Origin of the sequence: Marinobacter sp. DUT-1 (assembly GCF_050379415.1) — a bacterium.
GTDB lineage: Bacteria > Pseudomonadota > Gammaproteobacteria > Pseudomonadales > Oleiphilaceae > Marinobacter.
In genome coordinates this window covers 23,727-40,085 of record NZ_JBNRLS010000002.1, presented here as the reverse complement: position 1 = coordinate 40,085, position 16,359 = coordinate 23,727, and the positions used below count along the sequence as shown (strand labels likewise).

The 16,359-nt window shown below is 59.3% G+C and carries 13 protein-coding genes and 1 tRNA gene; 4 read left to right on the top strand and 10 right to left on the bottom strand.

Annotated features, from left to right (window positions below):
- Window positions 1–73: 73 nt before the first annotated feature.
- Entirely contained in the window at window positions 74–1,234 is a 1,161-nt protein-coding gene (locus tag ACQUTG_RS05785; RefSeq protein ID WP_428918501.1) for a cation diffusion facilitator family transporter, read from the top strand.
- Between the two features lie 16 nt (window positions 1,235–1,250).
- On the opposite strand, the gene ACQUTG_RS05780 is transcribed toward ACQUTG_RS05785, so the two are convergent.
- Complete coding sequence (locus ACQUTG_RS05780; protein WP_428918500.1) at window positions 1,251–2,750, bottom strand: RimK family protein; 1,500 nt, start codon at window positions 2,748–2,750, stop codon at window positions 1,251–1,253.
- Between the two features lie 198 nt (window positions 2,751–2,948).
- Here ACQUTG_RS05780 and rimI point away from each other — a divergent pair, with 198 nt between their 5' ends.
- On the top strand, window positions 2,949–4,067 hold the full coding sequence (rimI, locus tag ACQUTG_RS05775) for a ribosomal protein S18-alanine N-acetyltransferase (protein WP_428918499.1): 1,119 nt from the start codon (window positions 2,949–2,951) through the stop codon (window positions 4,065–4,067).
- Here the strand turns inward: rimI and uvrB are convergent, their stop codons facing one another.
- Window positions 4,068–6,128, bottom strand: a complete 2,061-nt coding sequence (gene uvrB / locus ACQUTG_RS05770; protein WP_428918498.1) for an excinuclease ABC subunit UvrB — start codon at window positions 6,126–6,128, stop codon at window positions 4,068–4,070.
- 187 nt (window positions 6,129–6,315) lie between these two features.
- Here uvrB and ACQUTG_RS05765 point away from each other — a divergent pair, with 187 nt between their 5' ends.
- On the top strand, window positions 6,316–7,500 hold the full coding sequence (locus ACQUTG_RS05765; RefSeq protein ID WP_428918497.1) for a pyridoxal phosphate-dependent aminotransferase: 1,185 nt from the start codon (window positions 6,316–6,318) through the stop codon (window positions 7,498–7,500).
- Window positions 7,501–7,570: 70 nt separating this feature from the next.
- Window positions 7,571–7,646: transfer RNA gene (locus ACQUTG_RS05760), tRNA-Asn, on the top strand.
- A gap of 146 nt (window positions 7,647–7,792) precedes the next feature.
- Here the strand turns inward: ACQUTG_RS05760 and pyrF are convergent.
- The 8 genes from pyrF to hisC all read right to left on the bottom strand — a co-directional run bounded on the left by pyrF (window position 7,793) and on the right by hisC (window position 16,347).
- Window positions 7,793–8,503 (bottom strand): orotidine-5'-phosphate decarboxylase, encoded by a 711-nt coding sequence (pyrF, locus tag ACQUTG_RS05755; RefSeq protein ID WP_428918496.1) that lies wholly within the window; start codon window positions 8,501–8,503, stop codon window positions 7,793–7,795.
- A 31-nt stretch (window positions 8,504–8,534) separates the two neighbouring features.
- Entirely contained in the window at window positions 8,535–9,704 is a 1,170-nt protein-coding gene (gene lapB, locus ACQUTG_RS05750; RefSeq protein WP_428918495.1) for a lipopolysaccharide assembly protein LapB, read from the bottom strand.
- The gene (locus tag ACQUTG_RS05745; protein ID WP_372986779.1) at window positions 9,704–10,006 is read right to left on the bottom strand and encodes a LapA family protein; all 303 of its coding nucleotides are present in this window, start codon (window positions 10,004–10,006) and stop codon (window positions 9,704–9,706) included. The genes lapB and ACQUTG_RS05745 overlap by 1 nt, the downstream gene beginning before the upstream one ends.
- Before the next feature lie 57 nt (window positions 10,007–10,063).
- Window positions 10,064–10,360 (bottom strand): integration host factor subunit beta, encoded by a 297-nt coding sequence (locus ACQUTG_RS05740; protein WP_008938050.1) that lies wholly within the window; start codon window positions 10,358–10,360, stop codon window positions 10,064–10,066.
- Window positions 10,361–10,490: 130 nt separating this feature from the next.
- A complete protein-coding gene (rpsA, locus tag ACQUTG_RS05735; protein ID WP_008938049.1) occupies window positions 10,491–12,182 on the bottom strand; it encodes a 30S ribosomal protein S1 in 1,692 nt (563 codons plus the stop codon).
- A 130-nt stretch (window positions 12,183–12,312) separates the two neighbouring features.
- Window positions 12,313–12,993: a (d)CMP kinase gene (gene cmk / locus ACQUTG_RS05730; RefSeq protein WP_428918494.1), complete on the bottom strand. Its 681-nt coding sequence runs from the start codon at window positions 12,991–12,993 to the stop codon at window positions 12,313–12,315.
- Window positions 12,993–15,221: a bifunctional prephenate dehydrogenase/3-phosphoshikimate 1-carboxyvinyltransferase gene (locus tag ACQUTG_RS05725; RefSeq protein WP_428918493.1), complete on the bottom strand. Its 2,229-nt coding sequence runs from the start codon at window positions 15,219–15,221 to the stop codon at window positions 12,993–12,995. Before ACQUTG_RS05725 ends, cmk begins: the two co-directional genes overlap by 1 nt.
- 1 nt (window position 15,222) lies before the next feature.
- The gene (hisC, locus tag ACQUTG_RS05720; RefSeq protein ID WP_428918492.1) at window positions 15,223–16,347 is read right to left on the bottom strand and encodes a histidinol-phosphate transaminase; all 1,125 of its coding nucleotides are present in this window, start codon (window positions 16,345–16,347) and stop codon (window positions 15,223–15,225) included.
- Between the last annotated feature and the right edge of the window lie 12 nt (window positions 16,348–16,359).

Genomic DNA, 16,359 nt, shown 5'->3' with positions numbered 1-16,359 from the left:
TAACGCCCGTCCCCACAGGAACGGAGTTTAACGTTATACTTTCCGGGACACTCAACCGCCGGAGCCATTCCGAATGCAAGACCCCGTTTCCACAACGTCCAGCACCCAGGATGCCCTGAACAAGGAAATGAAAGCGGCCTCGCGGGTCACCATAATCGGAATGATTCTTGATGCGATACTGGGTGTGATAAAAGTCATCGGCGGTGCACTTTTCAACTCCCAGGCGCTGTTTGTTGACGGCATCCACTCCTTTACCGATGTCGCTTCTGACTTCGTCGTACTGGCAGTAATGCGTGTATCCCGGCAGGAACCGGACGAGAATCACCCTTACGGCCACCAGCGCATCGAAACCTTTGGTACTTTGCTGCTCGGCAGCATTCTCATAGCCGTGGGCGCCGCCCTGGCGTGGGAAAACATCCTGCGTCTCATCGAGGGCGGAATCAGCCAGGTGCCCGGCTGGCCGGTTCTGGTTGCGGCTGCCTTCTCGGTTGCCGGCAAGGAGTGGATCTACCACTACACCCGTCATGTGGGCAAGGCGATCCGGTCGGACCTGATCATCGCCAACGCCTGGCACAGCCGCACCGATGCCTTCTCCTCTGTTGTTGTGCTGCTCTCTACAATCGGCGCCATGATGGGCTGGGAATGGCTGGACGTGCTGGCTGCGGTGGTCATCGCGCTGATCATCATCCACATTGGCTGGAAGTTCACCTGGGACAGCGTCAAAGAACTGGTGGACACCGGGCTCTCCCAGGAAGACACCCAGAAGCTGAAAAGCATCGCACGGGAGACCGACGGCGTTCGCAATGTCCATGAACTGCGCAGCCGCCGTATGGGTCATGACATCCTGCTCGATGTGCACCTGGTGGTAAGGCCGGATATCAGCGTCTCCGAGGGCCACCAGATCGGCATGCAGGTGGTGTCAGGCATGAGGGACGCCCTGGAAAACATCCGGGATATCAACTTCCATATCGATGCCGAGAATGACGAGGACCAGTCCCCCACCTCGGAGCGACTTCCCTCCCGGGAGGAAATACGCCATGCACTTTATGAGCAAATCGGCGAATTGCCAGCCAACGGCCGGCTCAGACTCCATTACCTGAAAAACAAGGTACATCTGGAACTGTTCTTCGACGCGCCGGACAAGTCCGGCGATATCACCAGCGAGAAAGTGCGTGAAGCCCTCGGCCATTATCCCTGGTTCGGCAGCGTGAGGATCTGGCTGGGCGAGCCGTAACAGCCGCCCTGCCCGCTCAGCCCCGGCGCTTGGCCTCCATCCGGGACAGGAATTCCTGCATGATCAGGGTGTAGAGCTCGCCACCGAGGAACTTGTCCTCGACACCGGAATCGACACTGGGGTTGTCGTTCACTTCAATCACTGCCACCCGGTTGCCCGACTGCTTGATATCGACCCCATAGAGGCCGTTACCGATCAGCCGGGTGGAATTCAGTGCCGCCTGGATCACGCCTCTGGGCACTTCATAGGTGGGCATGGTCTCGAAGCCACCGCTCTCCACGTTGGACTCTCCATGCTGGTAGATCTGCCAGTGGCCCTTGACCATCATGTACTTGCAGGCATAGATCGCACGCCCGCCCAACACTCCGATCCGCCAGTCATAGTCCGTGTACAGATATTCCTGTGCCAACACCAGGGCTGACTGCCGGAACAGCTCCCGAAGACCCGCCCGTAATTCCTTTTCATCCCGGGCCTTGGTCACCCCTCGAGAGAAAGCTCCGTCCGGAATCTTGATGACTACCGGAAAGCCCAGGGCAGTGACTACCTGTTCAACAGCATCTTTCTGGTCCCGGGACAGGATCAGGGTCTTGGGTGTCGGCACCTTGTTATTCCTGAGCAGATCCGCCAGGAACACTTTGTTGGTGCAGCGAAGGATGGAAACGGGGTCATCGATGACCACCATCCCCTCGGACTCCGCCTTGCGGGCAAAGCGATAGGTGTGATGGTCAATGGCGGTGGTCTCACGGATGAACAGGCCATCGTACTCCGGCAGACGCATGTAGTCCCGACGGCTGATCCGCTCGACATTGATGCCCAGTTTCCGGCCTGCTTTCTCGAAACGCTTGAGCGCATCCTCATCGCTCGGCGGCATGGGCTCTTCCGGATTCACCAGCATGGCCAGATCAAAACGGTATCGACGGCGTGTCCGGGGCTTGCGCCAGACCATGGTGCTGAACCGGTCCAGGGCTGCCGCAAACAAATCCTGCTCCTGCTCGGACAGATCCGCCGGCGCCGAGGGCCGCATGGAGGCAATCTGCCACTTCTTGCGGCGCTTGAAGACCACTTCCAGGATGGGACACGGAAAGCTCTCGAACAGGGCCCGGGCAACCGGTTTCAGGTCCGGGTGCTCGGCCTGGCCAAAGTAGGTGCGGATCCGAACCTCATGGGTTGCGTCCTTTTCCTGGCGAGTAGGTTCGATTTCCGCACCGGCGGCGTCCAGCCAGCGGAGTACACTGGGGTCCAGCTCTTCCAGCTCAAGCGAGAACAGGCCCTTGCGGCCAAGATCGTTGAGGGTCATCACCGAAGGCACCACGTGGTGGCCACGGGCTTCCGCCAGCAATGAACAGTAATAGCCCTTGCTCAGGTATTTGGCGCTCTGGCACAGGTTGATGACCCGCACTCGACCAGTGGATGGCGAGGAATACTGCAGGTACTGGTCAAAGGTCAGCACATCTTCGCTGGGGTAATAGGGTGCCCAGTCTTTGGCGCGGTCGACAACTATGAGCAAACGGGACATCTGTGGCATTCCTCCCTGAAGGTTCAGCCGCCTGGATGTGCGCAACAATACGCCCGGCCCCGATATTGCACAATCACCTCGGCGTGCGTGCTTTTACGCATGCCGGCGGGGCTTGCGTACCAGCCACTCTCTACCATAATAGCCGCAACAGGGAAGCCCGCGAGCATGCACTTCCCACCGACCAGGACCCGTAAAACCATGTCTGATGTAACGCTTCGCCACGCCGTCAATACGGACCTGGACAACCTGGTGCAGCTGGAGCACCGCTGTTTCAGCGACGACCGGCTTTCCCGGCGGAGTTTCCGCCGTTTCCTGGAAGTACCCCGGGACCGCCTGATTGTGGCCGAGCAGGACGGCGATCTGGTCGGCTATTGCCTGGTGCTGATGAACGCCGCTACCCGTCTGGCGCGGATCTACTCCATTGCAGTCTCGCCGGCTGTGCGTGGCCGGGGTATCGGTGAACGACTGATCCGCGAGGCCGAGAAAGAAGCGTCCGAGGCCGACCGCATCGTCATGCGCCTGGAAGTGCGTGAGGATAATCCCGGCGCCATCCATCTCTACAAGCGCCTGGGCTACCGACAATTTGGTACCTACCGGGATTATTATGAGGACCACGGCAATGCGCTCAGATTTGAGCGCAGGATCCTGTATTACGAACCAAACCGGGAGTTTCTGCCGGTTCCCTATTACCCCCAGACCACCGAGTTTACTTGCGGCCCCTCAGCCCTGATCATGGCCATGGCAGCGCTGGATGAGAAGCAGCCGGTCACCACCCTGGAAGAGCTGAAAATCTGGCGCGAGGCCACCACCATCTTCATGCTCGCCGGCCACGGCGGCTGCGGCCCTCACGGTCTGGCCCTGGCCAGCTGGAACCGGGGCTTCGAAGCCAGTGCCTGGATCAGCCAGGAAGGCGCGCTATTCAAGGACACCGTCCGCAACGAAGACAAGAAGCGAGTGCTGGAGCTGGTGCATGAGGGATTCCTGCACGACATCGGTGCCACCGGCATCGAGCTCCACCACGACCCTTTAACCCTTGAGGGTATGGAGAGCGCCCTGCACGAGGGACGCATACCGGTCATCCTGATCAGCACCTGGCAACTGAACCGGAGCCGGGTACCGCACTGGGTCACCGTCTGCGCCATCGACGAGGAATTTGTTTACCTGCACGATCCGGAAATCGACGTGAACGCAGGCGAGGCCGTCGCAGACAAACAGTACCTGCCGGTGGACAAACGGGTCTTCACCCGGATGTCCAGCTACGGCCGCAACCAGCCCTTGCAGGCGGCGGTGATCGTGGGGCCTAAGAAAACCGGGTAATCAGCCGGTTCGCAGCGCCGCCTCCTTGAGTTCGGAAATCTCGTCCCGCAGGCGCGCGGCGGTCTCGAAATCCAGGTCGGAGGCCGCCTTGTACATTTCGTCCTCCAGCCGGGCCACTTCCTTGAGGACTTCCTCCGGCGACCGGTTGCCGGCCTTCGCCCGGTACTGCTCCGCTTCCTCGGCCGCCTTCTGACCCGGACGCTCGGCTTTACGACGGCCACGGCCGCCGCCACCGGCCGCACCTTCCATGATGTCGGCGATCTTCTTGTTCAGGCCGGTGGGCGTGATGCCATGCTCTTCGTTGAAGGCCGTCTGTTTTTCCCGGCGACGCTGAGTCTCATCGATGGCCCGCTGCATGGAGCCGGTGATCTTATCGCCGTAGAGGATCGCCTTGCCGTGCACGTTACGGGCAGCCCGACCGATGGTCTGAATGAGGGAACGTTCACTGCGCAGAAAGCCTTCCTTGTCCGCATCCAGAATCGCTACCAGCGAGACCTCCGGCATGTCCAGACCTTCCCGCAGCAGGTTGATCCCCACCAGCACATCAAACTCGCCTCGGCGCAGGTCCCGGATGATCTCCACCCGCTCCACAGTGTCGATATCCGAGTGCAGGTACCGAACCTTGATGTCATGTTCCATCAAAAAGTCGGTCAGGTCTTCCGCCATGCGCTTGGTCAGGGTGGTCACCAGAACCCGCTCCTGCACCTTCACCCGGGCGTGAATCTCGGACAGCAGATCATCCACCTGGGTGGAAGCCGGCCGCACCTCGATTTCCGGATCGAGCAGGCCGGTGGGACGAACCACCTGCTCCACCACCTGGCCGGCGTGCTCGGCCTCATAGTTCCCCGGGGTCGCCGAGACAAAAATCATCTGTGGCGCAATGCGCTCCCATTCCTCAAAGCGCATCGGGCGGTTATCCAGCGCCGAGGGCAGCCGGAACCCGTATTCCACCAGGGTTTCCTTTCGGGACCGGTCGCCCTTGTACATCGCGCCGATCTGCGGAATGGTCACGTGGGACTCGTCCACCACCAGCAGGGCATTGGGCGGCAGGTAATCAAAAAGGGTCGGCGGCGCTTCCCCTGGCCGGCGCCCGGACAGATAGCGGGAATAGTTCTCGATGCCGTTGCAGTAGCCGAGCTCCAGCATCATCTCGATGTCATACCGGGTACGCTCTTCCAGACGCTGCGCTTCCACCAGCCGGTTGTTGTCCCGCAACTGCTGCAAGCGTTCATCCAGCTCCACTTTGATATGTTCCACCGCATCCAGCACCGTCTGGCGCGGAGTGACGTAGTGGGATTTCGGGTAGATGGTCACGCGGGGCACCCGACGCAGGACTTCGCCGGTGAGCGGATCGAAATAGCTGAGATTCTCCACCTCATCATCGAACAGCTCGATCCGGATGGCTTCTTTCTCCGATTCCGCCGGGAACACATCGATGACATCGCCCCGGACCCGGTAATTGGCCCGATGGAATTCCACGTCGTTACGGGTGTATTGCAGCTCGGCCAGCCGTCGCAGGATGAAGCGCTGGTCAATCTGGTCGCCCCGGTCCAGGTGCAACATCATCTTCAGGTAGGACTGGGGGTCACCCAGACCGTAGATGGACGATACAGTGGCCACGATGATGGCGTCCGGCCGCTCCAGCAGCGCCTTGGTGGCGGACAGACGCATCTGCTCGATATGCTCGTTGATGGAAGCGTCTTTCTCGATGAAGGTGTCCGAGGACGGCACATAGGCTTCCGGCTGGTAGTAGTCGTAGTAGGAAACGAAGTACTCCACCGCGTTGTCCGGAAAGAACTCGCGGAACTCGCCATAGAGCTGCGCCGCCAGGGTTTTGTTATGGGCCATGATGATAGTGGGCCGCTGTACCTGCTCGATCACATTGGCGACGGTGAAGGTTTTCCCCGAACCGGTCACCCCGAGCAGGGTCTGGTGCGCCAGACCGGACTGGATGCCATCCACCAGCCCTTCGATCGCCTTGGGCTGATCACCGGCCGGCTGGTAGGGAGAATCGACACTGAACGCCCCGCTATGGGATGTACTGGTTTCTTGCTTTGCCATAACTGGCGGATAACCTCCGGATTTGCGCGGCGCCCGCCACAGGCGGACTTATACCATCGAGAAATTTAGCGTTACGCTGGCTTCATGATACCATCAGTGCGATCGACGGCTGGGCGAAATTCAGCCAGGACTGGCTCCTCCCCGGCCGATCGCAGCCCAATAGGACGCAGCTTTAAGGAGCTCAAGTTTGGACCTTCAACTTTCCAGCCGAGTACAGGCTATCAAGCCCTCTCCCACCCTCGCAGTCACCAACAAGGCCGCGGAACTCCGCGCAGCCGGCCAGGACATCATTGGCCTGGGTGCAGGCGAGCCGGACTTCGACACCCCCGAGCACATCAAACAGGCAGCCATTGAAGCCATCAACAACGGCCAGACCAAATACACCGCCGTGGATGGTACGCCGGCCCTGAAAAAAGCGATTATTGCGAAGTTCAAACGGGACAACGGCCTGGAATACGAAGCCAACCAGATACTGGTAAGCAGTGGTGGCAAACAGAGCTTTTTCAACCTGGCACTTGCCACACTGAACAAGGGTGACGAAGCCATCATCCCGGCCCCCTACTGGGTTTCCTACCCGGACATGGTGCTGGTTGCCGAAGGCAAGCCGGTCATCATCGAGACCAGCGCCGACACCCGCTTCAAGATTACTCCGGAGCAGCTGGAGAACGCCATCACCGAGCGTACCCGCCTGTTCGTGATCAACAGCCCGTCCAACCCGAGTGGCATGGCCTACTCCATGGAAGAGCTGAAAGCGATCGGTGAGGTGCTGAAGAAGCACCCGAACATCATGATCGCCACCGACGACATGTACGAGCCGATCCTGTGGACCGGCAAGCCGTTCTGCAACATCGTGAACGCCTGCCCGGAACTGTACGAGCGTACCTTCGTGCTGAACGGTGTCTCCAAGGCCTATTCCATGACCGGCTGGCGTATCGGCTATGCCGCCGGCCCGGCCAAGATCATCGGCGCCATGAAAAAGATCCAGTCCCAAAGCACCTCCAACCCCTGCTCCATCTCCCAGGCCGCCGCCACCGCAGCCCTGGATGGTGACCAGGCGTGCGTGGGCGAGATGGTCAAGGCGTTCAAGGAACGCCACGACTGGCTGGTAGATGCCCTGAACAAGCTGCCGGGTGTTGAATGCCTGACTGGCGACGGCACGTTCTACGTGTTCCCGAGCTTCCAGGGTGCCATCGATGCCGATGACAGCGTCAGCACCGACGTGGAGTTCGCCGAAAAACTCCTGACCGACGCGGGCGTGGCGATCGTGCCGGGCTCTGCCTTCGGGGCTCCGGGTCACATGCGCTTGAGCTTTGCCACCAGCATGGAAAACTTGGAAAAAGCGGTTGAGCGTCTGCAAAAGGCGCTTGGCTAAAAAGTTTTTGTCAGGGGTTGACGGGGCGGTATCGCCACCTTAATATACGCGCCTCGTCATACGACGACGTTCCCCGATAGCTCAGTTGGTAGAGCAACGGACTGTTAATCCGTTTGTCGCTGGTTCGAGCCCAGCTCGGGGAGCCAATATTTCGAAAGCCCGCTAATTCTCTGAGTTAGCGGGCTTTTTTGTGTTTGTTCGTTTTTTTCAGTGCTTTGTTGTTTTAGCCCTGCCAGCAGTCCCAGCCCCCCATCACTGGAAGGCTGAGGCAGGATCAGAAACCAGGACAATCTTAGAGGCCAACCACCTCAGAATGAATAGCCTCCAGAGCAGCCAAAGGATCAGGCGCCTGGGTAATCGGACGGCCAATCACGAGGTAATCGGAACCGGCTTTGAGGGCATCCGTGGGAGTCATGATGCGTTGCTGATCGCCTTTGTCGGCGCTCAGCGGCCGGATACCCGGGGTGACCAGTTTGAAGTCGGCGCCCTGCTCGGCTTTGAGCTTTGGAGCTTCCTGCGCGGAGCAGACGACGCCGTCGAGGCCGCAGTTTCTGGTCAGGGTTGCCAGGCGTGAGACCTGGGCCTCCGGGGAGTCGGTAATGCCGATGCCAGCCAGGTCTTCGGCCCCCATGCTGGTGAGAACCGTGACAGCGATCAGCAGGGGCTTATCGGCACCGAAGGATTCCAGGCGTTCGCGGCAGGCGACCATCATCTTCTCACCGCCGGAGGCGTGAACGTTCACCATCCAGACGCCAAGATCCGCGGCTGCAGCAACAGCTGCGGAAGTGGTGTTGGGAATGTCGTGGAATTTCAGGTCCAGGAATACATCGAACCCCCTGCCCTGCAGCGACTCCACCAGCTGCGGACCGGAGCGGGTGAACAGTTCCTTGCCGACTTTCAGGCGGCATTTGGCCGGGTCCAGCTGGTCGACCAGGGCCAGTGCCGGGTCCCGGGAGGGGAAGTCGAGGGCAACAATGATTTTGGGGTCAGAGGGGTTTTGCACGGTTCGGTTCCTGGGGTAAATCGTAACGGGATTATTCGGCTTCCACGCCCTGGATCGGGCGGATGGTTTCCCACTGTTTGCAGCTCGGGCAGAGCCAGTGTAACTGCTGGCCGGAGAAACCGCAGTTTACGCAGCGATAAACCGGGCGATTGGACAGGAGCAGGTGGCCGATCCGGCTAACCAGACGGCCTTCATCCGTGGTCATGCCCTTTTCGTAACCGGCCATTTCAACCAGTCTCAAAAGTCCCCGCACGGACGGACGGCTTTCCAGCTCCTGGCGCAGCAGGTCAATCGATGCAGGTCGCCCGGAAGAGCGTTCGACGGATTCTACCAGAGCCAGCAGCAAACTCGTGCTGGGATATTTCTCGTAGAGTTTGCGAAGCTTCTTTACCAGGCGGCCGACGTCGCCATGCTCCCGTTCAAGCTTCATGAGGCGGTCAATCGCTTCCGGCCCGAACTCCGGGTTCTGGTCGAATACCTTGAGGCTTTCCTTTCCAGCTTCCCGGAAGCTGCCCTGTCGAATCAGGAGACTCATCAGGATCAGCGTGGCGCGGACGCAGGAGCGGTCGTATTCCAGGGCTTCCTTGGCCAACTTCTGGGCCGTCCATCGATCGTCGTGTTTCAGCGCCTTCTCGGAAAGCTCACAAGTGATATAGGCCAGAGTCTTGAACAGCGCTACATCGGAGTCGCCCTTGGCCAGGGTGCGGGCCACGTCGGCGGCCTTGGCCCACTCGCGTTCCTGCTGATACAGCTCGATCAGCTGAAGCGCAGCATCGCGGCCGTATTCCCGGTCCCCCATGATCTGGTGCAGGAGCGCTTCGGCACGGTCCAGCAGGCCGGCATTCAAGTAGTCCAGTGCAAGTTCCATCGTCACCTGTGGCGAAAAGCGACCGGGCAGTTCCGGGCGGGCCAGCAGGTTCTGGTGAATCAGAATGGCGCGATCTGTCTCGCCCTTATTGCGGAAGTGATTGCCGATGGAAAGGTGCAGGCTGACGGTGTCTTTGTTGACGGCCAGAGACTGCACGAAGTTCTCGACCGCCTGATCCGAATAATTGGTAAAGAGGAATTGAAGGCGATCGCGGACCGAGTCTTCGTCAGAGATGGCGGTTCCGGAACTGCGGTCATTGCTGCCAAGCCGACCAGCCATCCAGCCGGCCGCGACTGCCGCGGTCAGCAGCAGCCATTGAAGCACGATATCCATTAAAGAGTCCGGTCGTTCTGAGCCCTGGATTTCTCCAATGCCTGCTCGGCACGATCAAGTCGTTTCTTGAGGGTTCGCCGCGAGACCGATGTCCGGACGGTCGCCAGCATGGTCATCAGCACACCGAAAAGCGCACCAATAACAAACGCCATGATAATCCAGACGGCCACGCCGTGGGGCTGGGTCTCGAACAGCAGGAAATTGAGGGAGACCGCCATCTGGTTATTCAGCGAAAATACGAGTGCCAATAAAATCAGGACCAGTACCAACAGAATAATGAGGATTTTCTGCAATCCTGCCATAGCGTAAGCACTCCGTAGGGCTCAACAGGCCCGAACTTTCATATTCTCTGCGAGACCCTAGAAACCTTTTTTCAGGCTGTCATTAACCTGTTCCCGGAGTTCCTTCCCGGGCTTGAAATGGGGCACATACTTCGCCGGCAGGTTTACTGCCTCACCGGTCTTGGGGTTACGCCCGACTCGGGCCGCCCGGTGATGGAGGGAAAAGCTGCCAAATCCCCGAATTTCGATTCTCTGACCATCGGCGAGCGACTGGGACATGTGCTCGATGATAGTTTTCACTGCAAGTTCGACATCCTTTACAGACAACTGGGTCTGCTTGGAAGCAATCAGTTCGACCAGTTCGGACTTCGTCATGAGGCGCTTCCCTCTTCTTTATTATTCGGTAGTCAGTTACCGTGATTTCTTGTCCTAGTTTAGTCAAACCAGAAAAAAACACAAAAAAAACGGGCTCTTAGAGCCCGTTTTTTTCACACCAGAAGGAAACTTATTCCTTGTTGGCGTTCTGCTGCTGCATCTGTTCCTTGATGAGATCACCGATGGTGGTCGCACCAGAAGATTCAGCGGCCTTGCTGCGTACGCTTTCCAGCGCCTGCTTGTCGTCTTCAACGTCCTTGGACTTGATGGACAGGTTGATGACGCGGTTCTTGCGGTCGATGCTGATGATCTTCGCTTCGACTTCTTCGCCTTCCTTCAGCGCGTTGCGTGCATCTTCCACACGGTCACGGCTGATTTCAGAGGCCTTCAGTACCGCCTCAACCTCGTCGTTCAGGGCAACGGTTGCGCCTTTGGCGTCAACAGCAGATACAGTGCCCTTGACGATGGAGCCCTTGTCGTTCAGCTGTACAAACTCGGCGAACGGATCGCTTTCCAGCTGCTTGATGCCCAGGGAGATACGCTCACGCTCGGGATCAACAGACAGGATAACGGTCTCGACTTCGTCGCCCTTCTTGTACTCACGAACGGCTTCTTCGCCAGTCTCGTTCCAGCTGATGTCGGACAGGTGAACCAGTCCGTCGATGCCGCCTTCCAGACCGATGAAGATACCGAAGTCAGTGATGGACTTGATCTTACCGGAGATGCGGTCGCCCTTGTTGAACTTGCTGGAGAAGTCTTCCCACGGGTTGGATACACACTGCTTGATACCCAGGGAGATACGACGACGCTCTTCGTCGATATCCAGAATCATGACTTCTACTTCGTCACCGACCTGCACAACCTTGGACGGATGGATGTTCTTGTTGGTCCAGTCCATTTCGGACACGTGTACCAGACCTTCAACACCCTCTTCCAGCTCGGCAAAGCAGCCGTAGTCGGTCAGGTTGGTTACGCGTGCAGTAACCTTGGAACCTTCCGGGTAACGGCCCTTGATATCCACCCAGGGATCTTCGCCCAGCTGCTTCAGACCCAGAGAAACGCGGTTGCGCTCGCGGTCGAACTTCAGAACCTTGACGTTGATTTCGTCGCCAACATTCACGATTTCGCTCGGATGCTTGATGCGCTTCCAGGCCATGTCGGTGATGTGCAGCAGGCCGTCAACGCCACCCAGATCCACGAACGCGCCGTAGTCGGTCAGGTTCTTGACGATACCCTTGATTTCCATACCCTCGGTCAGGGTCTCGAGCAGGGCTTCACGCTGCTCGCTGTTTTCAGCTTCCAGAACGGCGCGACGGGAAACAACCACGTTGTTACGCTTCTGGTCCAGCTTGATAACCTTGAATTCCAGTTCCTTGTTCTCCAGGTGCGCAGTATCGCGAACCGGACGAACGTCTACCAGGGAACCCGGCAGGAAGGCACGAATGCCAGACAGGTCGACGGTGAAACCGCCCTTGACCTTGCCATTGATCACGCCTTTAACAACTTCTTCAGCCTCGAAGGACTTCTCCAGTACTTTCCACGCTTCGGCACGCTTGGCCTTTTCACGGGAAAGACGGGTTTCACCAAAGCCATCTTCAACAGCATCGAGAGCCACATCGACAACATCGCCGACAGCTACTTCCAACTCGCCTTTTTCGTTGAGGAACTGGGAGGCGGGGATAACGCCCTCGGACTTCAGTCCGGCGTTAACGGTGACCCAGTCGTTGTCGACGTCAACTACGGTTCCCTGGACGATGGAACCCGGTTGCATGTCAATTTCTTTCAGGCTTTCTTCAAAAAGATCCGCAAAGCTCTCGCTCATTATGTGTCCTATGTGATCAACGCAAGTGTACTCCGTGCCGCCAGCAACACGGTCTGTTAACGATTTCCGGAATCAGCCAGCGGCTGGCAAATAACGCTGCTTCCGGCATTTCAACGACAAAAAGGTGTAGTCAGGCCTGACCTGCTGCGGCCATACACCTGTCCAACACCTCTTCTATACTCAACCCCGTAGAATCAATGACTTGCGCATCATCTGCGGGCCTGAGGGGGGCTGCGGAACGGTTCATATCCCGTTCGTCACGAACCCGTATCTCCTCTAAAAGGGCATCAATATTAACATCGACACCTGCGTCCTTCAACTGGTTAAAACGTCGCCGGGCCCGTTCCTCGGCGCTGGCCGTCAGGAAGATTTTCACCGGTGCATCCGGAAACACCACGGTGCCCATGTCGCGGCCATCAGCGACCAGACCCGGGGCCTGCCGGAAGTCCCGCTGTCGCTGCAAGAGAGCATCCCGGACCGGCTGCATGACCGCCACCCGGGAAGCGTTATCTCCACAGGATTCGGTCCGGATCTCGGAGGTAACATCCTCGCCTGCCAGCAGTACTTTCGCAGGCTGACCGGCGGGGGTCGGTTCGAAGGTCACGTCCAGGGAGGACGCCACCCTGACCAGTCCTTCTTCATCATCAAAGGAAACACCCTGGCGTGTCGCCGCCAGTGCGGTCAGACGGTACAGGGCGCCACTGTCCAGCAGGTGCCAGCCCAGCTTCTGCGCCAGCATCTGGGTGATGGTGCCCTTTCCCGAGCCGCCGGGGCCATCCACCGCGATGACCGGTGCCTTGCTGTCTGCCATTACTCACCACCTTCTGTACGGATCTGGATACCGGTCTGCTGCGCGAGTTCCACGAAGCTCGGGAAGGAAGTGGCCACGTTGGCGCAGTCCGTGATCTCGATCGGGCCAGTTGCCCGCAGGGATGCCACTGCAAACGACATGGCAATCCGGTGATCCCCGTGGCTGTTCACGGTTCCACCGCCGATTTCCTGGCCGCCATCGATAATAATGCCATCAGGGGTAACAGTCGCCTCTACCCCAAGGGCTGCCAGACCATCTGCCATCACCTGGATCCGGTCGCTTTCCTTTACACGCAGTTCCTCGGCGCCGCGGAGCACAGTACGGCCCTGTGCGCAGGTGGCCGCGATGAAGAGCACGGGAAACTCGTCGATGGCCAGAGGCACCTGTTCTTCGGGAATGTCGATTCCCTTGAGTTCGGCAGAGCGTACACGCAGGTCGGCAACCGGCTCGCCACCGATTTCCCGCTCCTCGAGCACTTCAATATCGGCACCCATCTGGCGCAGGATATTGATGACGCCGACCCGGGTCGGGTTCATGCCGACATGGCGCAGCACCAGTTCGGAATCCGGGGCAATGCTCCCGGCCACCAGGAAGAAGGCGGCAGAGGAAATGTCCGCGGGCACATCGATGGCGCAGGCGGTCAGCTTGCCGCCGCCGGTCACACTGGCCGTCGCGCCATCACGATGAACGTGATAGCCGAAGCCTTCCAGCATACGCTCGGTATGGTCCCGTGTCGGCGCAGGCTCGGTCACCGAGGTAACCCCCTCGGCGTAGAGGCCCGCCAGCAGCAGGCAGGATTTGACCTGGGCGCTGGCCACCGGCATTTCGTAGTGGATACCGGTCAGTTTATGGCCGCCCCGGATTTTCAATGGCGGACGACCACCCTCGGCGGTGTCGATCACCGCACCCATGGCGCGGAGCGGATCGGCAACACGTCCCATGGGGCGCTTGGACAGGCTGGCGTCACCGGTCAGCTCGGAATCGAACGGCTGGGCGGCCAACAGGCCCGCAAACAGGCGCATGGCCGTTCCGGAGTTCCCCAGATAGAGCGGGCCCCGCGGCGCCTGCAGTCCGCGCATGCCGACGCCATGGATGCGAACGAAACCGTCTTCCGGGCCTTCGATGGTCACGCCCATGTCACGGAATGCCTGCAGGGTCGCCAGGCTGTCTTCACCTTCGAGGAAGCCCTTTACCTCGGTAATTCCCTCCGCCAAAGCGCCCAGCATGATGGAACGGTGGGACATGGATTTGTCACCCGGAACCCGGATATCACCCTGGATGGAGCCGCCGGGCTGGAGCCGGAAGGTTACCTGCTTTTCGCTGTTGTTAGTCACGTACGCCTGTCCTGAAAGCATCTTGGTGAAGTGTTCCCGCGCCGCCTTGGCGCGACTGAAGACCCGGAGCAGCATTGCGCCATCGCCAGCGGCAATGGCAGACCGAAGCTGGTCCAGATCATGGGTAAAGTGGTCAATAACCCGGAGTACCGCATCCCGGTTTGACAGAAAGATGTCGTGCCACATCACCGGGTCGCTGGCGGCGATCCGGGTGAAATCCCGAAAGCCACCGGCGGCATACCGGAAAATATCCATATTCTCGTCTTCCCCCGCCAGGGTGTCCACGAGGGAGAAGGCAATAAGATGTGGCAGGTGGCTGGTGGCGGCCAGCACTTCGTCGTGGTAGGCCACGGACATGGTCAATACGGTGGCGCCACACCCTTCCCAAAGTGCTCTGAGCCGTTCAACATCTGGCTGATAAGCGTTGTCCGCCGGTGTCAGGATGACCTTATGATTGGCAAACAGCTTCGGGTTAGCGGCCCGGATTCCACTTTTTTCGGAACCGGCAATCGGGTGACCGGGAACGATGTGGGGAGAAAGCTCGCCGAACACGGCTTCGACGTCTGCCACAAAACTGGATTTGGTACTGCCGACATCCGACAGCACCGTGTTATTGCCCAGAAACGGCTTGAGCTCTGCAAGCACCGTACGGGTCGCGCGTACCGGAACCGCAAGCACCACAAGATCACTGCCGCGAACCGCCTGCTCCAGGGAATCGGCCGCCACATCGATAACACCCAGCTCTTCGCCGAGGGCAAGCTCTTCGGCCCGTCGGTCATAACCGACCACCTGGCCGGCCAGCCCGTTCTGTCTGATGGCACTGGCCAGGGACCCGCCGATGAGCCCAAGACCGATGATGGCAACGCGCTTGAAGAGTGGCTCGCCGTCGCCCACTTCAGCCACCCTCCCCGGCAGCGCTCAGGGCCTCGGCCAGTGCGTCGAGGAATCGCTCGTTTTCTTTGGCAAGGCCGACAGAAACCCGAAGATGTTCCGGCATGCCGTATCCGGCAATCGGCCGCACAATAACGCCGTGTTCCAGCAACGCGTGATAGATCGCCAGGGCCTGCTCTCCGACTTCCACCGCGATAAAGTTCCCTGCGGAAGGTATATAGGGCAGCCCCATGCGGTCGAAACCGTCCGCCAGCTGTTTCAGCCCTTCGGCGTTCACTTCGCGGGAACGGTTGAGATAATCCTCGTCCCCCAGGACTGCAGTTGCCGCAGCCAGCGCGACCGTATCCACGTTGAACGGCTGACGCACGCGATTGAGGATATCCGCAATCGCAGGCGAACTGATGCTGTATCCCACCCGCAATGCCGCCAGCCCCCAGGCCTTGGAAAAGGTGCGGCAGACGATCAGGTTGGGGAAACGCTCCAGCAGTTCAAGGCCGTCGGGGTACTCGATGCCGGTCAGGTATTCACAATAGGCTTCATCCAGAACCACCAGAACGTCTTCGGGAATCTTTGCCAGGAAGCTCTCGATCGCATCAGCGGTGTGCACGGTACCGGTCGGGTTATTCGGGTTGGCCACGAATACCAGGCGGGTACGCTCGGTCACGGCATCAGCCATGGCATCGAGATCATGGCCCCAATCCTTCGCCGGCACCGATACCCCTTTAGCGCCAATGGCCTGGGTCACCAGTGGGTAAACCGCAAAGGCATACTGCGAGAACACCACTTCAGAATCCGTGTCGGCAAAGCAGCGGGCAATCACTTCCAGGACATCGTTCGAACCATTGCCCAGGGTGATCTGGTTCATGCCCACACCGAAGCGCTCCGACAGCGCCTTCTTGAGATCAAAGCCGTTGCCATCCGGATACAGACACAGTTCGGACAATGCTTCCCGGGCGGCAGCCACTGCCTTTTCGCTGGGTCCCAACGGATTCTCGTTGCTGGCCAGCTTGATGATCTCGGCGGGCTTCAGGCCCAGCTCCCGGGCCAGCTCCTCGATCGGCTTGCCCGGCTGGTAGGGAGACAAAGCCTGGACACCTTTGACCGCAAGACTCTGGTAATCGACTGCCATACGAAGCCTCCT